The sequence below is a fragment of the Mesorhizobium sp. M0140 genome (assembly GCF_040322475.1).
Lineage (GTDB): Bacteria > Pseudomonadota > Alphaproteobacteria > Rhizobiales > Rhizobiaceae > Mesorhizobium.
Genome location: NZ_JAMYTM010000034.1, coordinates 22,015 through 38,045, shown reverse-complemented (window position 1 = coordinate 38,045; position 16,031 = coordinate 22,015). Strand labels below are relative to the sequence as shown.

Genomic DNA, 16,031 nt, shown 5'->3' with positions numbered 1-16,031 from the left:
CCGGAATCCCACAAAGCTTCATCCCCCCAGGCTTCTCTACCTACAAGCGGTCGAAGATTTCCGGGCGGAGCTTTCCGGTCTTCATCAGGTACTGCAGGGTATAGGTGACGGACAGCGCGTCACCGAGCGCGTCGTGCCCCTGCAATGGCGGGTGTTCGACGCCGTAGTAATCGGCGAGCTTGTTGCTCGGCGTTCTCGCCAGATCCTCGATCGGCATTCCGGCCGCGATCAGCAGCTTGACGGCATTGTCAAACCGGGTGGCCGGGACCGGAGGCTGAATGCCCGCGACATAGCAACTGATGGCGATCATGTTCAATTCGTCCTTGCCCCAGGACCAGAATCGCGACCCGTCGGAAAAACGATCGACGTCGGCGAGCGCATCTCCTAGCGCCACGCCTTCGGTCTCCAGATCTTCCTCGGTGATGCCGGTCAGTTTGGTGACGAACGGGTCGAGGGCGTATCTCTGACCAAACCGGTCGACCGGTCTGATATAGGCCTTGTGTGTGCCGAGCAGGGGGAAGTCGCCTTCAAGTCCAAGCCTGACCGCGCCGATCTGCGCGATCACCGGGTCGGGGTCGTGTGCCGCGCACCAGAATCGGCGTTGCGAGCCCTCCAGGCAAAGAAACTCGCAGTCGAATATGATTGCCGTCTTCACGATCACACCCTTCGAGCGTCAGGGCAGCGGGTATTGTCGGTGGACTTCAGTGCGTCGGAAATCCGACTTGGGCAAGTCCCGAACGCGTCGATCGGCTTGCAAACGTGCTGCGGGCAGGTTCGGCGCGTGCCGGAGGTTCAGCACAGTCACAGGCGGGACCATGGCCCCGCCTGTTCAATTCCTGTCTCAATGCAGGCGGCCGCTCGCATGGGCCAGCATGGTGTAGACCTTGCCGGTGTCCGACGTCAGGTAGGTCTGCGCCATGATGTTGTCACGGTCGTTGCGCGAGACATCCTTGAGCAGCTTCTCGAAATCGTCGCAGTAGCGGTCGACGGCGGCGCGGAACTCGGCCTCGGCCTGATACTTGCGACGAATCTCGTCGAACGTCTGCTGTCCCTTCAGCGTGTAGAGCCGCCGCGTGAACACGTCACGCTCGCCGCGTCGGTAGCGGTTCCACAGCTCGATCGAAGCATCGTGGTCGATGGCACGTGCGATATCGACGGAGAGCGAGTTCAGCGATTCCACGACATGCAGGGGCGAGCGCTGGGCAGGGGTAGCGCGCTGCGCTTCCACGGGGGCCGTAGGGCCTGCCGACCTGAGGTCCTCATCGTTCGATGCCGCGGTAAGCAGATCGCGCACCCATCCGCCCTGAGGCGTGCGGGCGCTGGCATCGCCGCGCGGACGCGGTGCCGCCTCGCCAGGACGCTCAAGGTCGAGCGTGCCTCGCAATGCAGGGCCGCCCAAGGGCGCCTGAGGCGTGCGCAGGTCCGGCTGCGGTGCCGGTGCGCGGCGCGGCGGCTCGGCAGCGCGTGCGGCCGGCGCTTGCGGCGCCGGGCGCAGGTTGCGTGGTTCTGATCCGTCACCGCCGCCGCGGCCGGACTTGGCCACGATGTCCGAAAGCTCCTTGAGGGCGTTGATCTGCTCGGAAACGGCGCGGCGGATGGCCGAGGTCGATTCCTTTGCCTCTTCCGGCATTTCGATGACGCCCTTCTTGAGCTCGGCCCGGGTCAGGTCGAGTTCGCTCTTGATCGAGCCCGCGGTGCGCCGCATCTCTTCGGTCGCATCGGCAAAGCGCTTGGTTGCCGAATCGACGACGTCGGTGATGGCATTGCGGATCTTGTCGGCCGACTCCATCGTCTTGCCTTCGGCGTTCTGCAGCGTCTGGCCGACGAGATTTTCGAACGAGCGCATGACCCTTTCGAGATCTTCCGACTTCTTGACCAGGCCGACGGCGAGGTCTTCGAGCGACGATTGCCTCTCGAGCGTGTGTTCGAGATTGCTCTGGGCCGAGCTCAGCAGGTCCGAAGCGCTGGACAGCAGGCGGCTGTGTTCGTCGAACTTGGTGGCGATCGACGCCACCTCGCGCAAGGTGGACGACGACAGTTCCGTCAGCCTTGTCGTGTTCGAATCGACCAGTCGCGCCGAGCTGGCGAAGGTCTGCGCGGCTTTCTCGGTGGTGGCGGCGAAGCTTTGCGTGCTGCCGCTCAGGCGTTCATCGACCTGGCCGAGATTGACCGCGGCCTGCTCGATCAGCTGGCCGAGCTGCGAACTAGACTTGGTCATCCGGCCGATGAGATCGGCGACGCTGTCGGACAGCGACGAGCGGGCGCCCTCGACCGCCGACAAGGTTTCGGCGGTGCGGTTCGCGAGTGCGTCGACAAGCGCGGCATTCTCGCTGCGCAGCTTCTCGGTGGCGCGTTCGGTGACCTCTTCCATGCTCTTTTGCAGGTCCGAGCCGCCCTGGGCGAAACGCTCGACCAAGGGCCGTGCGGTTTCGTCGAGGATCTTCGACATTTCGGCCGAACGTGCGGCGAGCATGGTGTTGAGTTCGCGGGTGTTGGCGCCGATCGTCTTGGCGGCATCGTTGGTGCTCTGGCCGATATGCTGGCCGACCGCGGTGAAGGTCTCGGCGATCACATTGGCGCGCGAGACGAGTTGCGCCTCGGCATTCGACACCTGCTCGTTGAGCTTCTGGCCCATCGTCTCGGCTGTGAAGGCGAGGCGGTTCTCGACGCCTGAGACCTGCTCTTCGACACGGGCGGCCGCGGCCGCGGCGCTCGAGGCGAGCCGCTCGTCGGCGCCGGCAAGCGCCTGCTCGATTTCGCGGGCGTGCACGGCCATGTCCTGGCCGGTCCGCCTGGCGCGTTCGGCGACCCTTTGCTCGGTATCGGCAAAGGCACCGACGATGGTCTCGGCATGCTCGCCGATCGTGGTGGTGCTGCTGGCGATGCGCGACACCAGGCGCTGATCCGCGTCGTCGAAGATACGGCCGATTTCCGAAGCACGGCTCGACAGCGCTTCCGAACCTTCGGCGATGCGCGAGACGAGCTGCTGGTCGGCGGCATCGAAGATGCGGCCAAGGTCCGATGCGCGTGCGGCAAGCGCTTCGGCCGATTCGCCGATGCGCATGCCGAGCCGCTGGTCGGCGCCTTCGAAGTTGCGCAGGATGTCGCCGGCGCGCGCGGCCAGCGACTGGGCCGTTTCGATGGCGCGGGCGACCAGCTTCTGGTCGGCGGCATCGAACGTGCCTGCAATCTCGCTTGCACGAGCTGCCAGATGATCGGCGGTGTCCTGAGCCCGGGCGGTCAGCTGATCGGCGGTTTCCTGGGCGCGGGCGGCGAGCTTCTGGTCCGCCGCTTCGAAGGTGCCGGCGATCTCGCTTGCGCGAGCAGCCAGTTGATCGGCGGTTTCATGGGCGCGGGCCAGCAGCGAGCTGGACGTGTCGTCCGCACGGGCAAGCAAGGCGCTCGACGTATCTTCCGCACGGGCGTGCAGGCGACGGTCTGCATCCTCGAAGGTGCGGGCGATGTCTTCGGCCCGCGCCAAAAGGGCGGCGGAGGTCTGCTCGGCGCGCTCGGCGATCTTGCGGTCGGCGTCGCTGAACGCGGCACCGGCCTGCTCGTGCAGGGTGCTGGTGACTTCCAGCACCTTCTCGCGCAGGGCGCCGGCGACAAACACGGCGCTCTTCTCGAGGACGGCGCGGACGTTGTCGACGCCTGTCGAGAGCGCACGCTCCATGGTGCCGGCGCGCTCCTCGATGATGCCGGTCTGACGGCTGAACGCCTGCTCGATCTTCTCGACATCTCCCGCAATCGCGGCAGAGATGTCCGAGCTTCTGGCGGCGATCTGGTCGATGTGGCCCGACAGCGAGCGGTCGACGTCCTTGCGGGTCTCGGCGAGCTTGCCGAGATCGTCTTCCAGCGCGCGGGTCAGCATATTGCGGCCTTCGGACAGCTTGCCGACATGTCCGGCGATGACGTCGTCGATATCGCTGCGGCTTTCGGTCAGCTTCTGCAGGTCAGCTTCGAGGGCGCGTTTGAGAATGTCGCGGCCCTCGGCCAGTTTCTCGACCTGGCCCGCGACCAGGCCGTCGATGCTGGAGCGGCTTTCGGCCAGCTTGGCCAGATCGGCTTCCAGCGCACGCTTGAGAACATCGCGGCCTTCGGCGAGCTTCTCGACCTGGCCGGCGACCAGGCCATCGATGCTGGAGCGGCTCTCGGCCAGCTTGGCGAGATCGTCCTCGAGCGCCTTCGACAGGGTCGAGCGCTCCTGGACAAGCCTTTCCGCGTGGCTGTTGACGAGGCCGCCGACATTTTCGAGGTCGGCTTCAAGCGCTTTCGACAGCGTTGAACGATCCTGGACGAGCCTTTCGGAATGGCTGTTGACCAGGCCGTTGACGCTTTCGAGATCGGCCTCGAGTGCCCGGGCGAACTGTGCCCGGTCATCGACCAGCTTCTGCGACTGGTCGGCAATGGTGCCCTTGATTGCATTGAGGTCGGATTCAAGGGCACGCCGCAGGATGTCGCGACCCTCGGACAACTTCTCGACCTGACCGGCAACCAGCCCGTCGATGCTGGAGCGGCTGTCGGCCAGCTTGGCGAGATCGTCCTCAAGGGCCCTGGACAGGGCGGAGCGGTCTTGGACAAGCTTGTTCATGTGATCGGCGATGACGCTGTTCACATTCTGCAGGTCGGCTTCCAGGACCCGGGAAAGCTGACCGCGGTCCTCGGCCAGCTTTTCCGACTGACTTGAGATAACGCCCTTGATCGTGTTCAGGTCGGATTCCAGGGCGCGCTTGAGAATGTCGCGGCCTTCGGCCAGCTTTTCGACCTGACCGGCGACCAGACCGTCGATGCTCGAGCGGCTCTCGGCCAGCTTGGCAAGGTCGGCTTCGAGCGTCTGCGACAGCAGGCCGCGGTCCTCGGCCAACCGTCCCGAATGGCTTTCGATCAGGCCGCGTATGCCGGACAGATCATTGTCGAGCGAATGGGAAAGCTGCGTGCGGTCTTCCGCCAGTTTGGCGGAATGGGTTTCGATGAGGCTCTTGATGCCGACGATGTCGTTTTCCAACGCCCTGGCGAGCACGGCGCGGCCTTCGGCGATCTTTTCCACCTGACCGGCGACCAGACCGTCAATGTCGGCGCGGCTGTCGGACAGTTTGCCGAGGTCGGCTTCCAAGGCGCGCGACAGGATGTTGCGGCCCTCGGCGAGCTTGCCGACATGGCCAGCGACCATTTCATCAATGATCGTACGGGCTTGCACCAGTTTACCGGAGTCTTCGTTTAGGGCAGTGGAGAGCCTGTTGCGGCCTTCTTCCAACCTTTCGAGATGGCTGCCGAGCGACGCATCGATGGCCGCCCGCGATTCATTGACCTTGCGCAGATCCTCTTCGAGAGCGCGCGAGATCAGGCTGCGGCCTTCGGCCAGCTTCTGCACCTGGTTGGTCACCGCCGCATCGATGCCGGCGCGGCCCTCGGCGAACTTCGCCAGGTCGGCCTCCATGGCCGCGGCCATGCGTTCGCGGCTTTCGGACAGTTTCCTGCTGTGGTTCTCGACAGCTTCCTCGATGCCGACGCGGGCGTCGGCGAGCCGCTGGATGTCGCTGTCGAACGAACGCGACACGACGTGGCGGGCGGCTTCCATGCGTCCGGCGAAGTCGCTGGCGCGGGCTTCGAGCATGGAGGAGGTCGAGGTGACGATGTCGGCCATGTCGGCGCCGATCTGGGTCTTGCCCTGATCGATCATCGCCGACAGCGTGTCCTTGCTCTCGGCGAAGGTGTGCGCGATTTCACGGGCGCGCTCGACCAGCGTTTCGTTGATCTGGCGGGCGCGGGCCTCGAGTGCCGCATTGAGCTTCTGCGTTCCGGTGTCGAGCGCCTCGGCGCGGGTCTGGAACTCGCTGATCAGTGCCTGGCCGCGTTCGGCGAGCGTGCGCTCGATGCCGTTGAGGCTGGCCTCGAATTCGGAATTGAGGGTGCGTGCGGCGCCGCCGAGCAGTGACACCATGCCGGTGGTGCGATCGTCCAGCAGATCGGTCAAGGACCGCGTCAGGCCGTCCGTGGTGTCCGTCAGCTTGGCAATGCGGGTGTCGAGCAGGCTGGCGAAGGCCTCGCCCGAGGTCGACAGCCGGTCGGTGATCGAATCGAGCCGGCCTTCTACCGAATCGAAGATCGACATCGAGCTTTCGTTGATGCGGTCGATGAGCGTGTCGCCGGAATTGGTGATCGTCATCGACAATTTGGTCGATGCATTGAGGATCGAGTCGCGGATGATGTCGGAGGCGGCGCCGATCTCGTCCTTCAGCGTCTCATGCGCGCCGGTGATCGAGGCGCGGACGCGCTCGGCATGGGTGACGACGGCTTCGCGCTCGCTGCCGAGCCCGTCGACCAGCGAACGGATGCGGGATTCATTCTCGGAATAGGAGCGTTCGATCTGGTTGACTTCGCTGTGGACAAGCGTTTCCAGTTCGACGGCGCGGGCAAGTGTGCGTTCGATGCCTTCGCCCATGGCCGCGACCTCGCGACGAACGGCCTGGCCGATCATCATGACGCGATCCTGGGCAAGGTTTTCCGGCTCGGTCAGGCGGAAGGCCACTTCGGTCATGGACTGTGCGGCGATGCGCATTTCCTGGGCGCGGCGAATCATGGCGGCGAAGGCCCAGAACAGGATGACGGGCACGATGGCCGCGACGGCGAGGCCGATCAGTTCCGGACGGGCAAGGAACTGGTCGAGCGTACGGATTCTCCAGATGCTCGGTCCGAAAAGCAGATTGGCCAAACCGCCGGCGCCGGCGAACCAGGCGAGCGAAACGAAGGCGACGACCCAGTAAATGGTGTTCGAGGCACGCCTGTTGAGGCTGTGCAGAAGCGTCTTGTAGTCCTTCTGGCGATCGTCATTGGCCGGCGCGAAACCCGCGGGCTGGGCGCCATTGCGCGGTTCCACGGGGCGCAATTCGGCAGGCTTGGCCTTGGGCGCGGGTTTCGCGGCGTGGTTCTGATTGACCACAGGCTCCGGGTTTTGTTCCGGCTTATGATTGCGTCCCTCGCGCGCCAGCTCGTCGGCCGCCTGGGATATCTGAGCTTCCAGATCCTCCATCGAAGCCGCGATGTCGAGGTCGCCGCTGCCGATCTCGTTGCTGAGGTCGAGATCGAGCGCCTTTTCCAGTTCCCTGGCCACGTCGCTGTCGAGAGTTCTCGTCGTCGTTGGTTTCTTTGCCATGCCTTCGCTACCCTGTACTAGCTGCCGCGGGCTTATAATTCTGTTTGTCTTGCCCCGCGCAGGAGGCTGAAAATGGACCCCTCGTATCGTAATGACACAGGGGGGTAAAGAAAACATGCATTCCGCGGGATACGTAAAACTTTAAATATAAGGTTAACGGAACTGTGATTTGGGCGCCGCTTTGGCAACATTTTTCCCGGCCATTCATTAACCCGTTGTCCATTGGATTCGCCTAGGTTTTTGGGCGAATCGAAGAAACGGAGTTCGAGTTTATGCGTGGCGAAAGCGGCATTGCCTTCTCAATGCCCGGGGGCGACGTATCCGGACCAAGGCGGTCACGGCCGGTCGATTTGGCACACCTTGCCCGCCAGACGATGGGCGACCGCAGCCTTGAGCAAGAGGTGCTGGCGCTGTTTGTACAGCAGGCGCTGTCCGTGCGCGACAGAATAGTCGACGCCGACATCAAGGACCGGCTTCTGCTCGCCCATGGATTAAAGGGTTCGGCACGGGGCGTCGGCGCCTTTGCCATCGCCGATTGCGCCACCGAGATCGAGCACCGGCCGGAAGACGGCCAGACGCTCAAGCGGCTTGGCACGCTGATCGACGAAGTGCGCGATTTCATCGCCGCCATCAACCGCTGAATCCGCGCCGAACCCGATTTGCGGAAAAACGTCATCGGGCGGCGCTTTCATGCGGCAGTTGACTTGTCAGCCGGAGTGATTATCTCGGCTGGAACTCCCTTCAGGTGACAAATGACCAAGCTGACTTTCATTGCCCATGACGGCACGCATTTCGACATGGACGCCGAGAACGGCTCTACGGTCATGGAAAACGCGATCCGCAACGCCGTGCCCGGGATCGAAGCCGAATGCGGCGGTGCCTGCGCCTGTGCCACCTGTCACGTCTATGTCGACGAAGCCTGGACGGCTGAAGTCGGCGAGCCGGAAGCGATGGAAGAGGACATGCTGGACTTCGCCTACGACGTCCAGCCCAACTCGCGCCTGTCATGCCAGATCAAGGTCCGCGATGCGCTTGACGGCCTGGTTGTCCGCGTGCCCGCCCGCCAGGGATAAGCGCAGGATCTTTGCCAACTGATTTTTCCCGCTGCGGCTTGGCAGCGGAGCATTGGTCATGCAGTGTCCTGCTCTCTTCGCAGCGAGGCACATCGCATGACCGAGACCACCAGGACAGACGTGCTTATTGTCGGGGCAGGGCCGGTCGGCCTGTTTGCCGTGTTCGAGCTCGGCTTGTTCGACATGAAGTGCCACCTGATCGACATTCTGGATCGGCCGGGCGGCCAGTGCGCGGAGCTCTATCCGGAAAAGCCGATCTACGACATTCCAGGCTGGCCTTCGATCTCGGCGCAGGGGCTGGTCGACAAATTGCTCGAGCAGATCGCGCCGTTCAAGCCTGATTTCAGCTACAACCGAATGGTTTCCAGCCTGGAAAAACTGGAGGACGGCAGTTTTCGCGTCACCACCGACGAAAATGAGGTGTTCGAGGCCAAGGTGGTGGTGATTGCCGCCGGCGGCGGCTCCTTCCAGCCCAAGCGTCCGCCGATCCCCGGCATAGAGCCCTATGAAGGCAAGAGTGTCTTCTATTCGGTGCGCCGGATGGAGGATTTTCGCGGCCATGACCTCGTTATCGTCGGCGGCGGCGACTCGGCACTCGACTGGACGCTGAACCTGCAGCCAGTGGCAAAGAGCGTGACGCTGGTGCACCGGCGGCCCGAGTTCCGTGCCGCCCCCGACAGCGTCAACAAGATGTATGCCATGCAGGAAATGAGGCAGCTGGAATTCCAGGTCGGGCAGGTGACCGGATTGACCGGTGCCGACGGCCAACTGTCATCGGCCACCATCAAGGGACCGGACGGCGATGTCGAGGTGCCTTGCACGCGCATGCTGCCGTTCTTCGGCCTGACCATGAAGCTCGGACCGATCGCGGAATGGGGTCTCAACCTTCACGAGAACCTTATTCCGGTCGATACCGAGAAGTTCCAGACATCGGTGCCTGGTATCTTCGCGGTCGGCGACATCAACTGGTATCCGGGCAAGCTGAAGCTGATCCTGTCGGGCTTCCACGAAGTGGCGCTGATGGCGCAGGCCGCCAAGCGCATCATCAGCCCCGGCGAGCGCATCGTTTTCCAGTACACGACCTCCTCGACCAGCCTGCAGAAGAAGCTCGGCGTCTCCGGCTGAAGCTTACTCGGCGAGGATGGGCGCCGCATTGTCGGCGTAACCGCGAAGCTCCTTTTCGGGCATCAGCGTCAGCGTGATCAGCCCCAGCAGCAATGTAGCGGCGGCGACGGCAAAGATCATCACGAACGGCTCGACCGTCGCGCTATGGCCCACGATCCGCACGCCTTCACCGGCAAGCGGCAGGCCGTAGCCCAGAGCGACCGCGCCGAGCATCGCGACACCAAGCGCACTGCCAAGCGAACGCAGGAATGTCAGCACGCCCGTCGCGACGCCGAGATGCACGCGATCGACGGCGTTCTGGACCGACACGGTGGTGACCGGAAACGTCGTTCCGGTTCCAAACCCGATGCAGATCGTCAAGACCTCTACCTCCAGCAGCGTTGCATATCCTGCGACGACGGCCAGCAGGCAGAGGCACAGCATGCTGAAGACGACGCCCACCATTGCAATGCGCTTGTAGTGGGTGAAATGCGGTATCATGCGCCCGCTGAATGCCGCGCCGCCGACGGTCCCCAGCAGAAGCCCAAGCATCGCGATGCCCGACTCTGCTGCCGACAGGCCGAGCACCGCCTGAAGATAGACGGGCAGGTACACAGCCATGCCGACGCTTGCGGCCTGAAGCAGGAACATCGAAAGCGTGCCTGCCAGAACGATTGGATTGCCAAGCACTTCAAGCGAGATGAGCGGCTCGGCGGCTCGCATAAGCCGCAAGGCAAAAGCGCCCCAGAAAATCGCCGAACCGCAGAGAACGCCGATGACTTCAAGCGAAATCCAGGGATAGGCGCTGCCGCCCCAGTTCAATGCGAGCAGCAGCAGCGCCGTGGCAATGATCAGAAGCAACGCGCCCAGGGCGTCGATACGATGGCGCTTTGCGGCAACGGGCAGTTTCTTGAGCGGCTTGTTGATGATCGCCATCGCAAGAACACCAAGCGGAATGTTGATCCAGAAGATCAGTGACCAGTGCAGGTGCTCGGCGAAAGTGCCGCCGAGCAACGGACCGGCAACGCTGGCGACGGCCCATGTGCCGGAGAACCAGGCGGCATAGCGTGCCCGCTCGCGCGGCGGAACGAGATCGCCGACGACGGTCTGCGTCAAAGCGAACAAGCCGCCGCCGCCGGCGCCCTGGATCGCCCGCCCGACAACCAGCACAAACATGTTGGGAGCCATCGCACTGACCAGCGATCCCGCCAAAAAGATCAGGATCGCGGCATAGACGGTTGGCCGGCGTCCGTAGACATCGGAAATCTTGCCGTAGAGCGGGGCCACGGCGGTAGCGGTCAGGAGATAACCGGTGACGATCCATGGCAGATAGTGTGCGTTTCCGAGCGCATGCCCGATGGTCGGCATGGCCGGCGCGACAATGGTCTGATCGAGTGCCGCCAACAGCATCGACAACAGCACGCCGCCGATAATGGCGTTCTTTTCGCTCTCTGTTATCGGCGTGCCGGTTTCCGCCATCGTTTTGTTATCGACAGCCTGGTCCATGATCGTTCATCCATAAGCTTGCGATTTGACCGGCGCTGTTCAGCCGTTCCGGTTTCTCGACCGTTCGGATCGCATTGGTGTTTTATGCTCGCGTCTGGCGAGCCTGATATATGTCGTCCCATATAGGCCGGTTTCGACAGCGGCTCGAAAGTTTTTCGAATCTGGCACTACGCTTCGGCGAATTTGGCTTCAGTTCGGGTGCGTTCAGGCCGGCGGCAGTCGGCCGTTGCCGATGCGCTCCATGCGGTAGCGCAGCAGCCGCAGGATGCGGCTTTCGAAATTGACGCTTTCGACGCGGTCGAACTGAAGCTGGGCGCGGTCGTGCCTGGCCAGGACAGCCGCGGTGATCGCGGCCGCCTTGGCCTTGGCGGCGTCGCAGTTCTTTTGCGGGTAGGTGGCCTTCAAGGCCTCTTCGAGTTCGCCGCCATGGTTCTTGGCGATTTCGACATGGCGCTCCTCATGGCGCTTGATGTCGGCGGACAGCGTATCCCAGAACAGCCTGACATCGGCATCGGCCTTGCGCGGGCGGCGCCACTCGGGAAGGATCACCTTCACCTTGACGGTCACCACCGCGTCGGCGATTCGGCAGGAACTCGGTGTCTGCGCATAGCTGATACGGGTGGTGAAGGCCATTTGCGTGGCGCCCGGGTGCCGGGTGCCGGTGCTTTTCACCTCCGGCCCGCGTTTGGAGAGTTGTGCCTCGATGTCGTCGAGCGTGCTGCCGCCGATGGCGAAATAGCTGTACGTCTTGACGAGATTGGCGGCAGCCGCCGGAAGCGGGGTCATGGCGAGCAGCAGCGCGCAAGCCAAGGATTGTTTCACGCACAGGGACGGTTTTTTCATGCCAAGCATGGATCGTTTCATCATGTTGCCTCTTCGACCACCTTGCTTTACGGCCGTTGCCGGCGCAATGAAATTGATCCGCCAGGGATCACACATGATTGATGAACTCCATGGTCGATGAGCAATGACGGCCAGGCGATGGCAGTTGGCGCATGGACGCCATCTCGACCTTGGCGGCAAGGCCGTGGTCGTCGGCATCCTCAATGTCACGCCCGACAGCTTTTCCGATGGCGGCCAGTTCGACGCCCCTGAAAAGGCGCTGGCCCAGGCGCGCCGCATGATCGGGGAAGGGGCACTGGTCGTCGATGTCGGCGGAGAATCGACGCGCCCAGGTGCTGCCGCGGTATCGGCCAGTCAGGAACAGGACCGCATCCTGCCTGTGATCGAAGCGCTGGCGGGCGTGAGTGAGGTGCTGATTTCGGTCGACACCTATCGCGCCGACACGGCGCGGCTGGCGGTTGCCGCCGGCGCTCATATCGTCAACGATGTATGGGGTTTGCAGCGCGAGCCCGATATTGCGCGTGTCGCCGCCGACACCGGCGCCGGGCTTGTCATCATGCATACCGGGCGGGATCGCCAGAAACTGCCGGATGTGATTGCCGATCAATTGACGTTCCTGCGAAAGTCGCTGGAAATCGTCCGCCAGAACGGCATCGCCGACGATCATATCGTGCTCGATCCCGGTTTCGGATTCGCCAAGGAGACGGCGAAGGAAAATCTCGACCTAATGGCACGCTTTTCGGAATTGCATGCACTCGGCTTGCCGCTGATGGTCGGTACGTCGCGAAAACGCTTCATCGGCACGGTCACCGGCCGTGATGCCGCCGACAGAGGGGTCGGAACAGCGGCGACCAGCGTTATATTGAGGCTCCAGGGCGCCGATCTGTTTCGCGTCCACGATGTCGCATTCAACGTGGACGCTTTGGCGCTTGCGGATGCTATGCTGGCGCGTCAGACGGACCGGGCGAGAAACTGAGCGATGTATGTCATCCGCATGAAGAACTGCGCTTTCTTTGCCCGGCACGGCGTGCTGGACGAGGAGGAAAGGCTCGGCCAGCGCTTCTATGTCGATGCCGTTCTCACCGTCGATCCGGGCCGGGCGCTTGCCGAGGATTCCATCGAGGATACGGTCCATTACGGCATTGCATTCACCGTCATTGAAAAGATCATCACCGGGCAGCGCCGTTTTCTGATCGAGTCGCTGGCGCTCGAAGTGGCCCGTGCGCTGACGGCGCGTTTTCCGCAGATAAAGAAAGCCGAGATCACGGTGCGCAAGCCGAACGCACCGGTGCCCGGCGTGCTCGATTATGTCGAGGTGACCGTTGTCTGGCCCGAATAGTACCGTTTATCTCAGCCTTGGCGGCAATCTTGGCGATCCGGCGAAATCCATGGGCGCGGCGCTGCGAATGCTGGATGCCGACGCGGATACGCGCGTCACCGGCGTCTCGTCGCTTTATCGCACGCCGCCCTGGGGCAAGCTCGATCAGCCGGATTTTCTCAATGCGGCCGCCGAGATTTCCACCGTGCTTGCACCGCGTGCCTTGCTCGACCTCTGCCTCGATGCGGAGCGCAAGCTGAAGCGGGTGCGCGAGGAGCGCTGGGGGCCGCGGCTGATCGACATCGACATTCTGGTGTTCGGCGACCGCGTCATCCACGAGACCGGGCTGGAGGTGCCGCATCCGCGCATGCTGGAGCGCGCCTTCGTGCTGGCGCCGCTGGCCGAGATCGCGCCCAGCCTGGTTGTCAGCGGCCGCAGCATCACCGACCGCCTGGTCGCCGTCGATACCTCAGGCATCGAGCGATTGTCGTCCGGCCGGGATTGGTGGCTGGCCTGAGGTCCGGACGAGGCAGTAGCCGGATCTTCAGCCAGAGAAGCCGCCACCATCCAGGAACGCCTGCTCCTGCACCGTGGTTTCGCGGCCAAGCATCTTGTTTCGATGCGGAAAACGGCCGAAATGCTGAATGATATCGCGGTGTTCGACAGCGTATTTCAGGTAGGGCTCGGCCCTGGCCTGCGTCAGCTCGACCGAAATGTCCTGGTCGGCCAGCAGTTCCGAATGCTCGTACGGCAGGTAGAGGAAAACGCGGAGTTCTTCCTCGAGTGCCAGGTCATGGCCGGCCGCGACCGCCCTCTCTGCGAAATATCTGGCGAGCGGATCGGTCGCGTACATATGGCCGGTGCCGCGAAAACAGTTCCGCGGAAACTGATCGAGCAGGATCATCAGCGCCAGCGCGCCTTCGGCATGTTCCAGCCAGTCGTCGCATTCACGCCGAGCGGCGGCATAGTGCAGGCCGAGAAAGCGGTCGCGGAACTCGGCATCGAATGCTTCGTTCTTCTCGAACCAGGCATCCTCGCCGGCATCGCGCCAGAATTTGGTGACCGATAGGGCCCGGCTGTCCAATTCCATGCATAGTTCCTTGCTCAATCGGCGGGTTCGGACTTGTGCAGCACACCCGCGGTTTCTTCATTGAGTGCCTGACCAGGCCGGCGCGGCGTGGAGAGCGGTGTCGGAATCGGCGTGCCGATATTGCCTCTCAGGAAGCGCTGTCCGGCGCGAATGCCTTCGGCAAGCTGGGTTTCGAAGCGATCGGTGTCGCGGCGCCTGACGTCTTCGATCGTTTCAGCCACGTCTTCGGGGTCGACGCCCAGCGATTCCAGTGCCGAGCCACCGAAAACAAGTGCGGATTCGAAGGTTTCGCGCAGTTGGTAGTCGACGCCGGCACGAATGAGCTGCAGCGCCGTTCCACGGTCGAATGCGCGGGCCAGCACTGTGAGCAGTGGGAATTCGGCCTTGATCAGCTGGGCGATGCGAACACCCACATCGGCCTTGTCGACGCAGATCAGCACGGCGCGCGCCCGGCCGGCACCGGCGGCATGCAGGATGTCCAGTCGCGTGCCGTCGCCATAGTAGACCTTGAAGCCGAAATCGGCCGCCGCCTGGATCATTTCGACATCATTGTCGATGATCGAGACGTCGATGCCGCGCAGCAGCAGCGGCTGGCTCGCGATCTGGCCGAAGCGGCCGAAGCCGATGACCAGCACGCTGCCGGTCAGGCCATCGGCGACATCGACGCCGTCGAGCGACTGCTCGTCGCGCGGCGTCAGATAGCGCAAGGCGATGATCGCCAGCGGCGTCAGCACCATGGAGATGATGACGATCGCCGTCAGCGTCGCGTTGGCGTTGCCGTCGATGATGCCGACCGCCGCGGCCGCCGAGTAGAGGACAAAGGCGAATTCGCCGCCTTGTGCCATGAAGACCGCGCGCTCCAGCGCTTCGCGGTGGCCTGATTTCAGGATGCGGGCGACGATGTAGATACCGAACGCCTTCATCACCATGTAGGCGACGACATAGACGGCGATCAGCCGCCAGTTCGCCGCGACCACATGCAGGTCGAGCGACATGCCCACCGCGAGAAAGAACAGACCGAGCAGGATGCCGCGGAAGGGTTCGATGTCAGCTTCGAGCTGATGGCGGAAGGTCGATTCGGACAAAAGCACGCCGGCCAGGAAGGCACCCATCGCCATCGACAGGCCGCTGAGCTGCATGGCGAGGGCGGATCCGAGAACGACCAGGAGCGCTGCCGCCGTCATCACCTCGCGGGCACGGGCATCCGCCAGGATGCGGAAGAACGGATTGAGCAGATAGCGGCCTGCCACCACCAGGCCGACGATCGCGGCGAGCCCGATGCCGACCTCGGTCAGCCGCTCCGACAGGCTGGTGTCGGCCCCACCGGGCGCCAGGAACGCGATCAGGGCCAGCAGCGGTACGATGGCTAGGTCTTCAAACAGCAGGACCGATACGATGCGCTGGCCTTTCGGGGCGGCGATTTCACCGCGTTCCTCGAGAAGTTGCATGACGATCGCTGTCGAAGTCAGCACGAAGCCGGCGCCGGCGACGAAGGATTGTGCGATCGGAAACCCTCCAGCCATGCCGACACCGGTCAGCAGCAGCGCGCAGACGCCGACCTGCAGGGCGCCGAGGCCGAATATCTCACGGCGCAGGCCCCAGAGCCGCGATGGCTGCATTTCCAGCCCGATGATGAACAGGAACATCACAACGCCGAGTTCGGCGACATGAAGAATGGCTTCCGATTCGGAAAAGACGCCGAGGCCGAACGGGCCGATCACCACGCCGGCGGCCAGATAGCCGAGGATCGAGCCGAGGCCCATGCGCTTGAAAATGGGAACGGCGACGACACCGGCAGCAAGCAGCGCCACCACCTGAACCAGATCACTGCCCGATGCTTCCGCCGCCATGCCTCTTGTCCCTGTGTCTCACAGCACTCCTTGCATGCAGTTGGAGCGGGAGGCAAGGCGAGAAATCTGCCGGGAAAGGTAGGGTGCCGTTGCA

12 protein-coding genes are annotated in these 16,031 nt (G+C 63.4%); 6 read left to right on the top strand and 6 right to left on the bottom strand.

The genetic code is table 11. The annotated features are described in order from the left end of the window. Nucleotides 1-40: 40 nt before the first annotated feature. Both NKJ37_RS26525 and NKJ37_RS26520 read right to left on the bottom strand, forming a co-directional pair. Nucleotides 41-655, bottom strand: coding sequence for a 3'-5' exonuclease (locus tag NKJ37_RS26525; protein ID WP_352612805.1), 615 nt, complete (start codon nucleotides 653-655; stop codon nucleotides 41-43). Between the two features lie 186 nt (nucleotides 656-841). Next, nucleotides 842-7,153, bottom strand: a complete 6,312-nt coding sequence (locus NKJ37_RS26520) for a kinesin (protein WP_352775660.1) — start codon at nucleotides 7,151-7,153, stop codon at nucleotides 842-844. A gap of 272 nt (nucleotides 7,154-7,425) precedes the next feature. Between NKJ37_RS26520 and NKJ37_RS26515 the strand changes: the two genes are divergently transcribed. The 3 genes from NKJ37_RS26515 (at nucleotide 7,426) to NKJ37_RS26505 (ending at nucleotide 9,351) form a co-directional block, all read left to right on the top strand. Next, the gene (locus tag NKJ37_RS26515; RefSeq protein ID WP_023813039.1) at nucleotides 7,426-7,794 is read left to right on the top strand and encodes an Hpt domain-containing protein; all 369 of its coding nucleotides are present in this window, start codon (nucleotides 7,426-7,428) and stop codon (nucleotides 7,792-7,794) included. A gap of 111 nt (nucleotides 7,795-7,905) precedes the next feature. Beyond that, entirely contained in the window at nucleotides 7,906-8,226 is a 321-nt protein-coding gene (locus NKJ37_RS26510) for a 2Fe-2S iron-sulfur cluster-binding protein (RefSeq protein ID WP_013531878.1), read from the top strand. A gap of 96 nt (nucleotides 8,227-8,322) precedes the next feature. Next, the gene (locus NKJ37_RS26505) at nucleotides 8,323-9,351 is read left to right on the top strand and encodes an NAD(P)/FAD-dependent oxidoreductase (RefSeq protein ID WP_023813038.1); all 1,029 of its coding nucleotides are present in this window, start codon (nucleotides 8,323-8,325) and stop codon (nucleotides 9,349-9,351) included. A gap of 3 nt (nucleotides 9,352-9,354) precedes the next feature. On the opposite strand, the gene NKJ37_RS26500 is transcribed toward NKJ37_RS26505, so the two are convergent. Further along, the gene (locus NKJ37_RS26500) at nucleotides 9,355-10,836 is read right to left on the bottom strand and encodes an MDR family MFS transporter (protein ID WP_352775658.1); all 1,482 of its coding nucleotides are present in this window, start codon (nucleotides 10,834-10,836) and stop codon (nucleotides 9,355-9,357) included. A gap of 204 nt (nucleotides 10,837-11,040) precedes the next feature. Then, nucleotides 11,041-11,700, bottom strand: coding sequence for a DUF922 domain-containing Zn-dependent protease (locus tag NKJ37_RS26495; protein WP_352440309.1), 660 nt, complete (start codon nucleotides 11,698-11,700; stop codon nucleotides 11,041-11,043). A 103-nt stretch (nucleotides 11,701-11,803) separates the two neighbouring features. On the opposite strand from NKJ37_RS26495, the gene folP reads away from it, so the two are divergent. From folP to folK, 3 genes are read left to right on the top strand one after another with little or no spacing between them, the layout of a single operon-like run. Next, nucleotides 11,804-12,655 (top strand): dihydropteroate synthase, encoded by an 852-nt coding sequence (gene folP, locus NKJ37_RS26490; RefSeq protein ID WP_352552995.1) that lies wholly within the window; start codon nucleotides 11,804-11,806, stop codon nucleotides 12,653-12,655. A gap of 3 nt (nucleotides 12,656-12,658) precedes the next feature. Then, nucleotides 12,659-13,018, top strand: a complete 360-nt coding sequence (folB, locus tag NKJ37_RS26485; RefSeq protein ID WP_023813034.1) for a dihydroneopterin aldolase — start codon at nucleotides 12,659-12,661, stop codon at nucleotides 13,016-13,018. Then, complete coding sequence (folK, locus tag NKJ37_RS26480; protein WP_023813033.1) at nucleotides 13,002-13,514, top strand: 2-amino-4-hydroxy-6-hydroxymethyldihydropteridine diphosphokinase; 513 nt, start codon at nucleotides 13,002-13,004, stop codon at nucleotides 13,512-13,514. The genes folB and folK overlap by 17 nt, the downstream gene beginning before the upstream one ends. 27 nt (nucleotides 13,515-13,541) lie before the next feature. On the opposite strand, the gene NKJ37_RS26475 is transcribed toward folK, so the two are convergent. Both NKJ37_RS26475 and NKJ37_RS26470 read right to left on the bottom strand, forming a co-directional pair. Continuing rightward, a complete protein-coding gene (locus NKJ37_RS26475) occupies nucleotides 13,542-14,087 on the bottom strand; it encodes a DUF924 family protein (protein ID WP_023813032.1) in 546 nt (181 codons plus the stop codon). Nucleotides 14,088-14,101: 14 nt separating this feature from the next. After that, nucleotides 14,102-15,937, bottom strand: coding sequence for a monovalent cation:proton antiporter-2 (CPA2) family protein (locus NKJ37_RS26470; RefSeq protein ID WP_352775655.1), 1,836 nt, complete (start codon nucleotides 15,935-15,937; stop codon nucleotides 14,102-14,104). Nucleotides 15,938-16,031 lie beyond the last annotated feature (94 nt).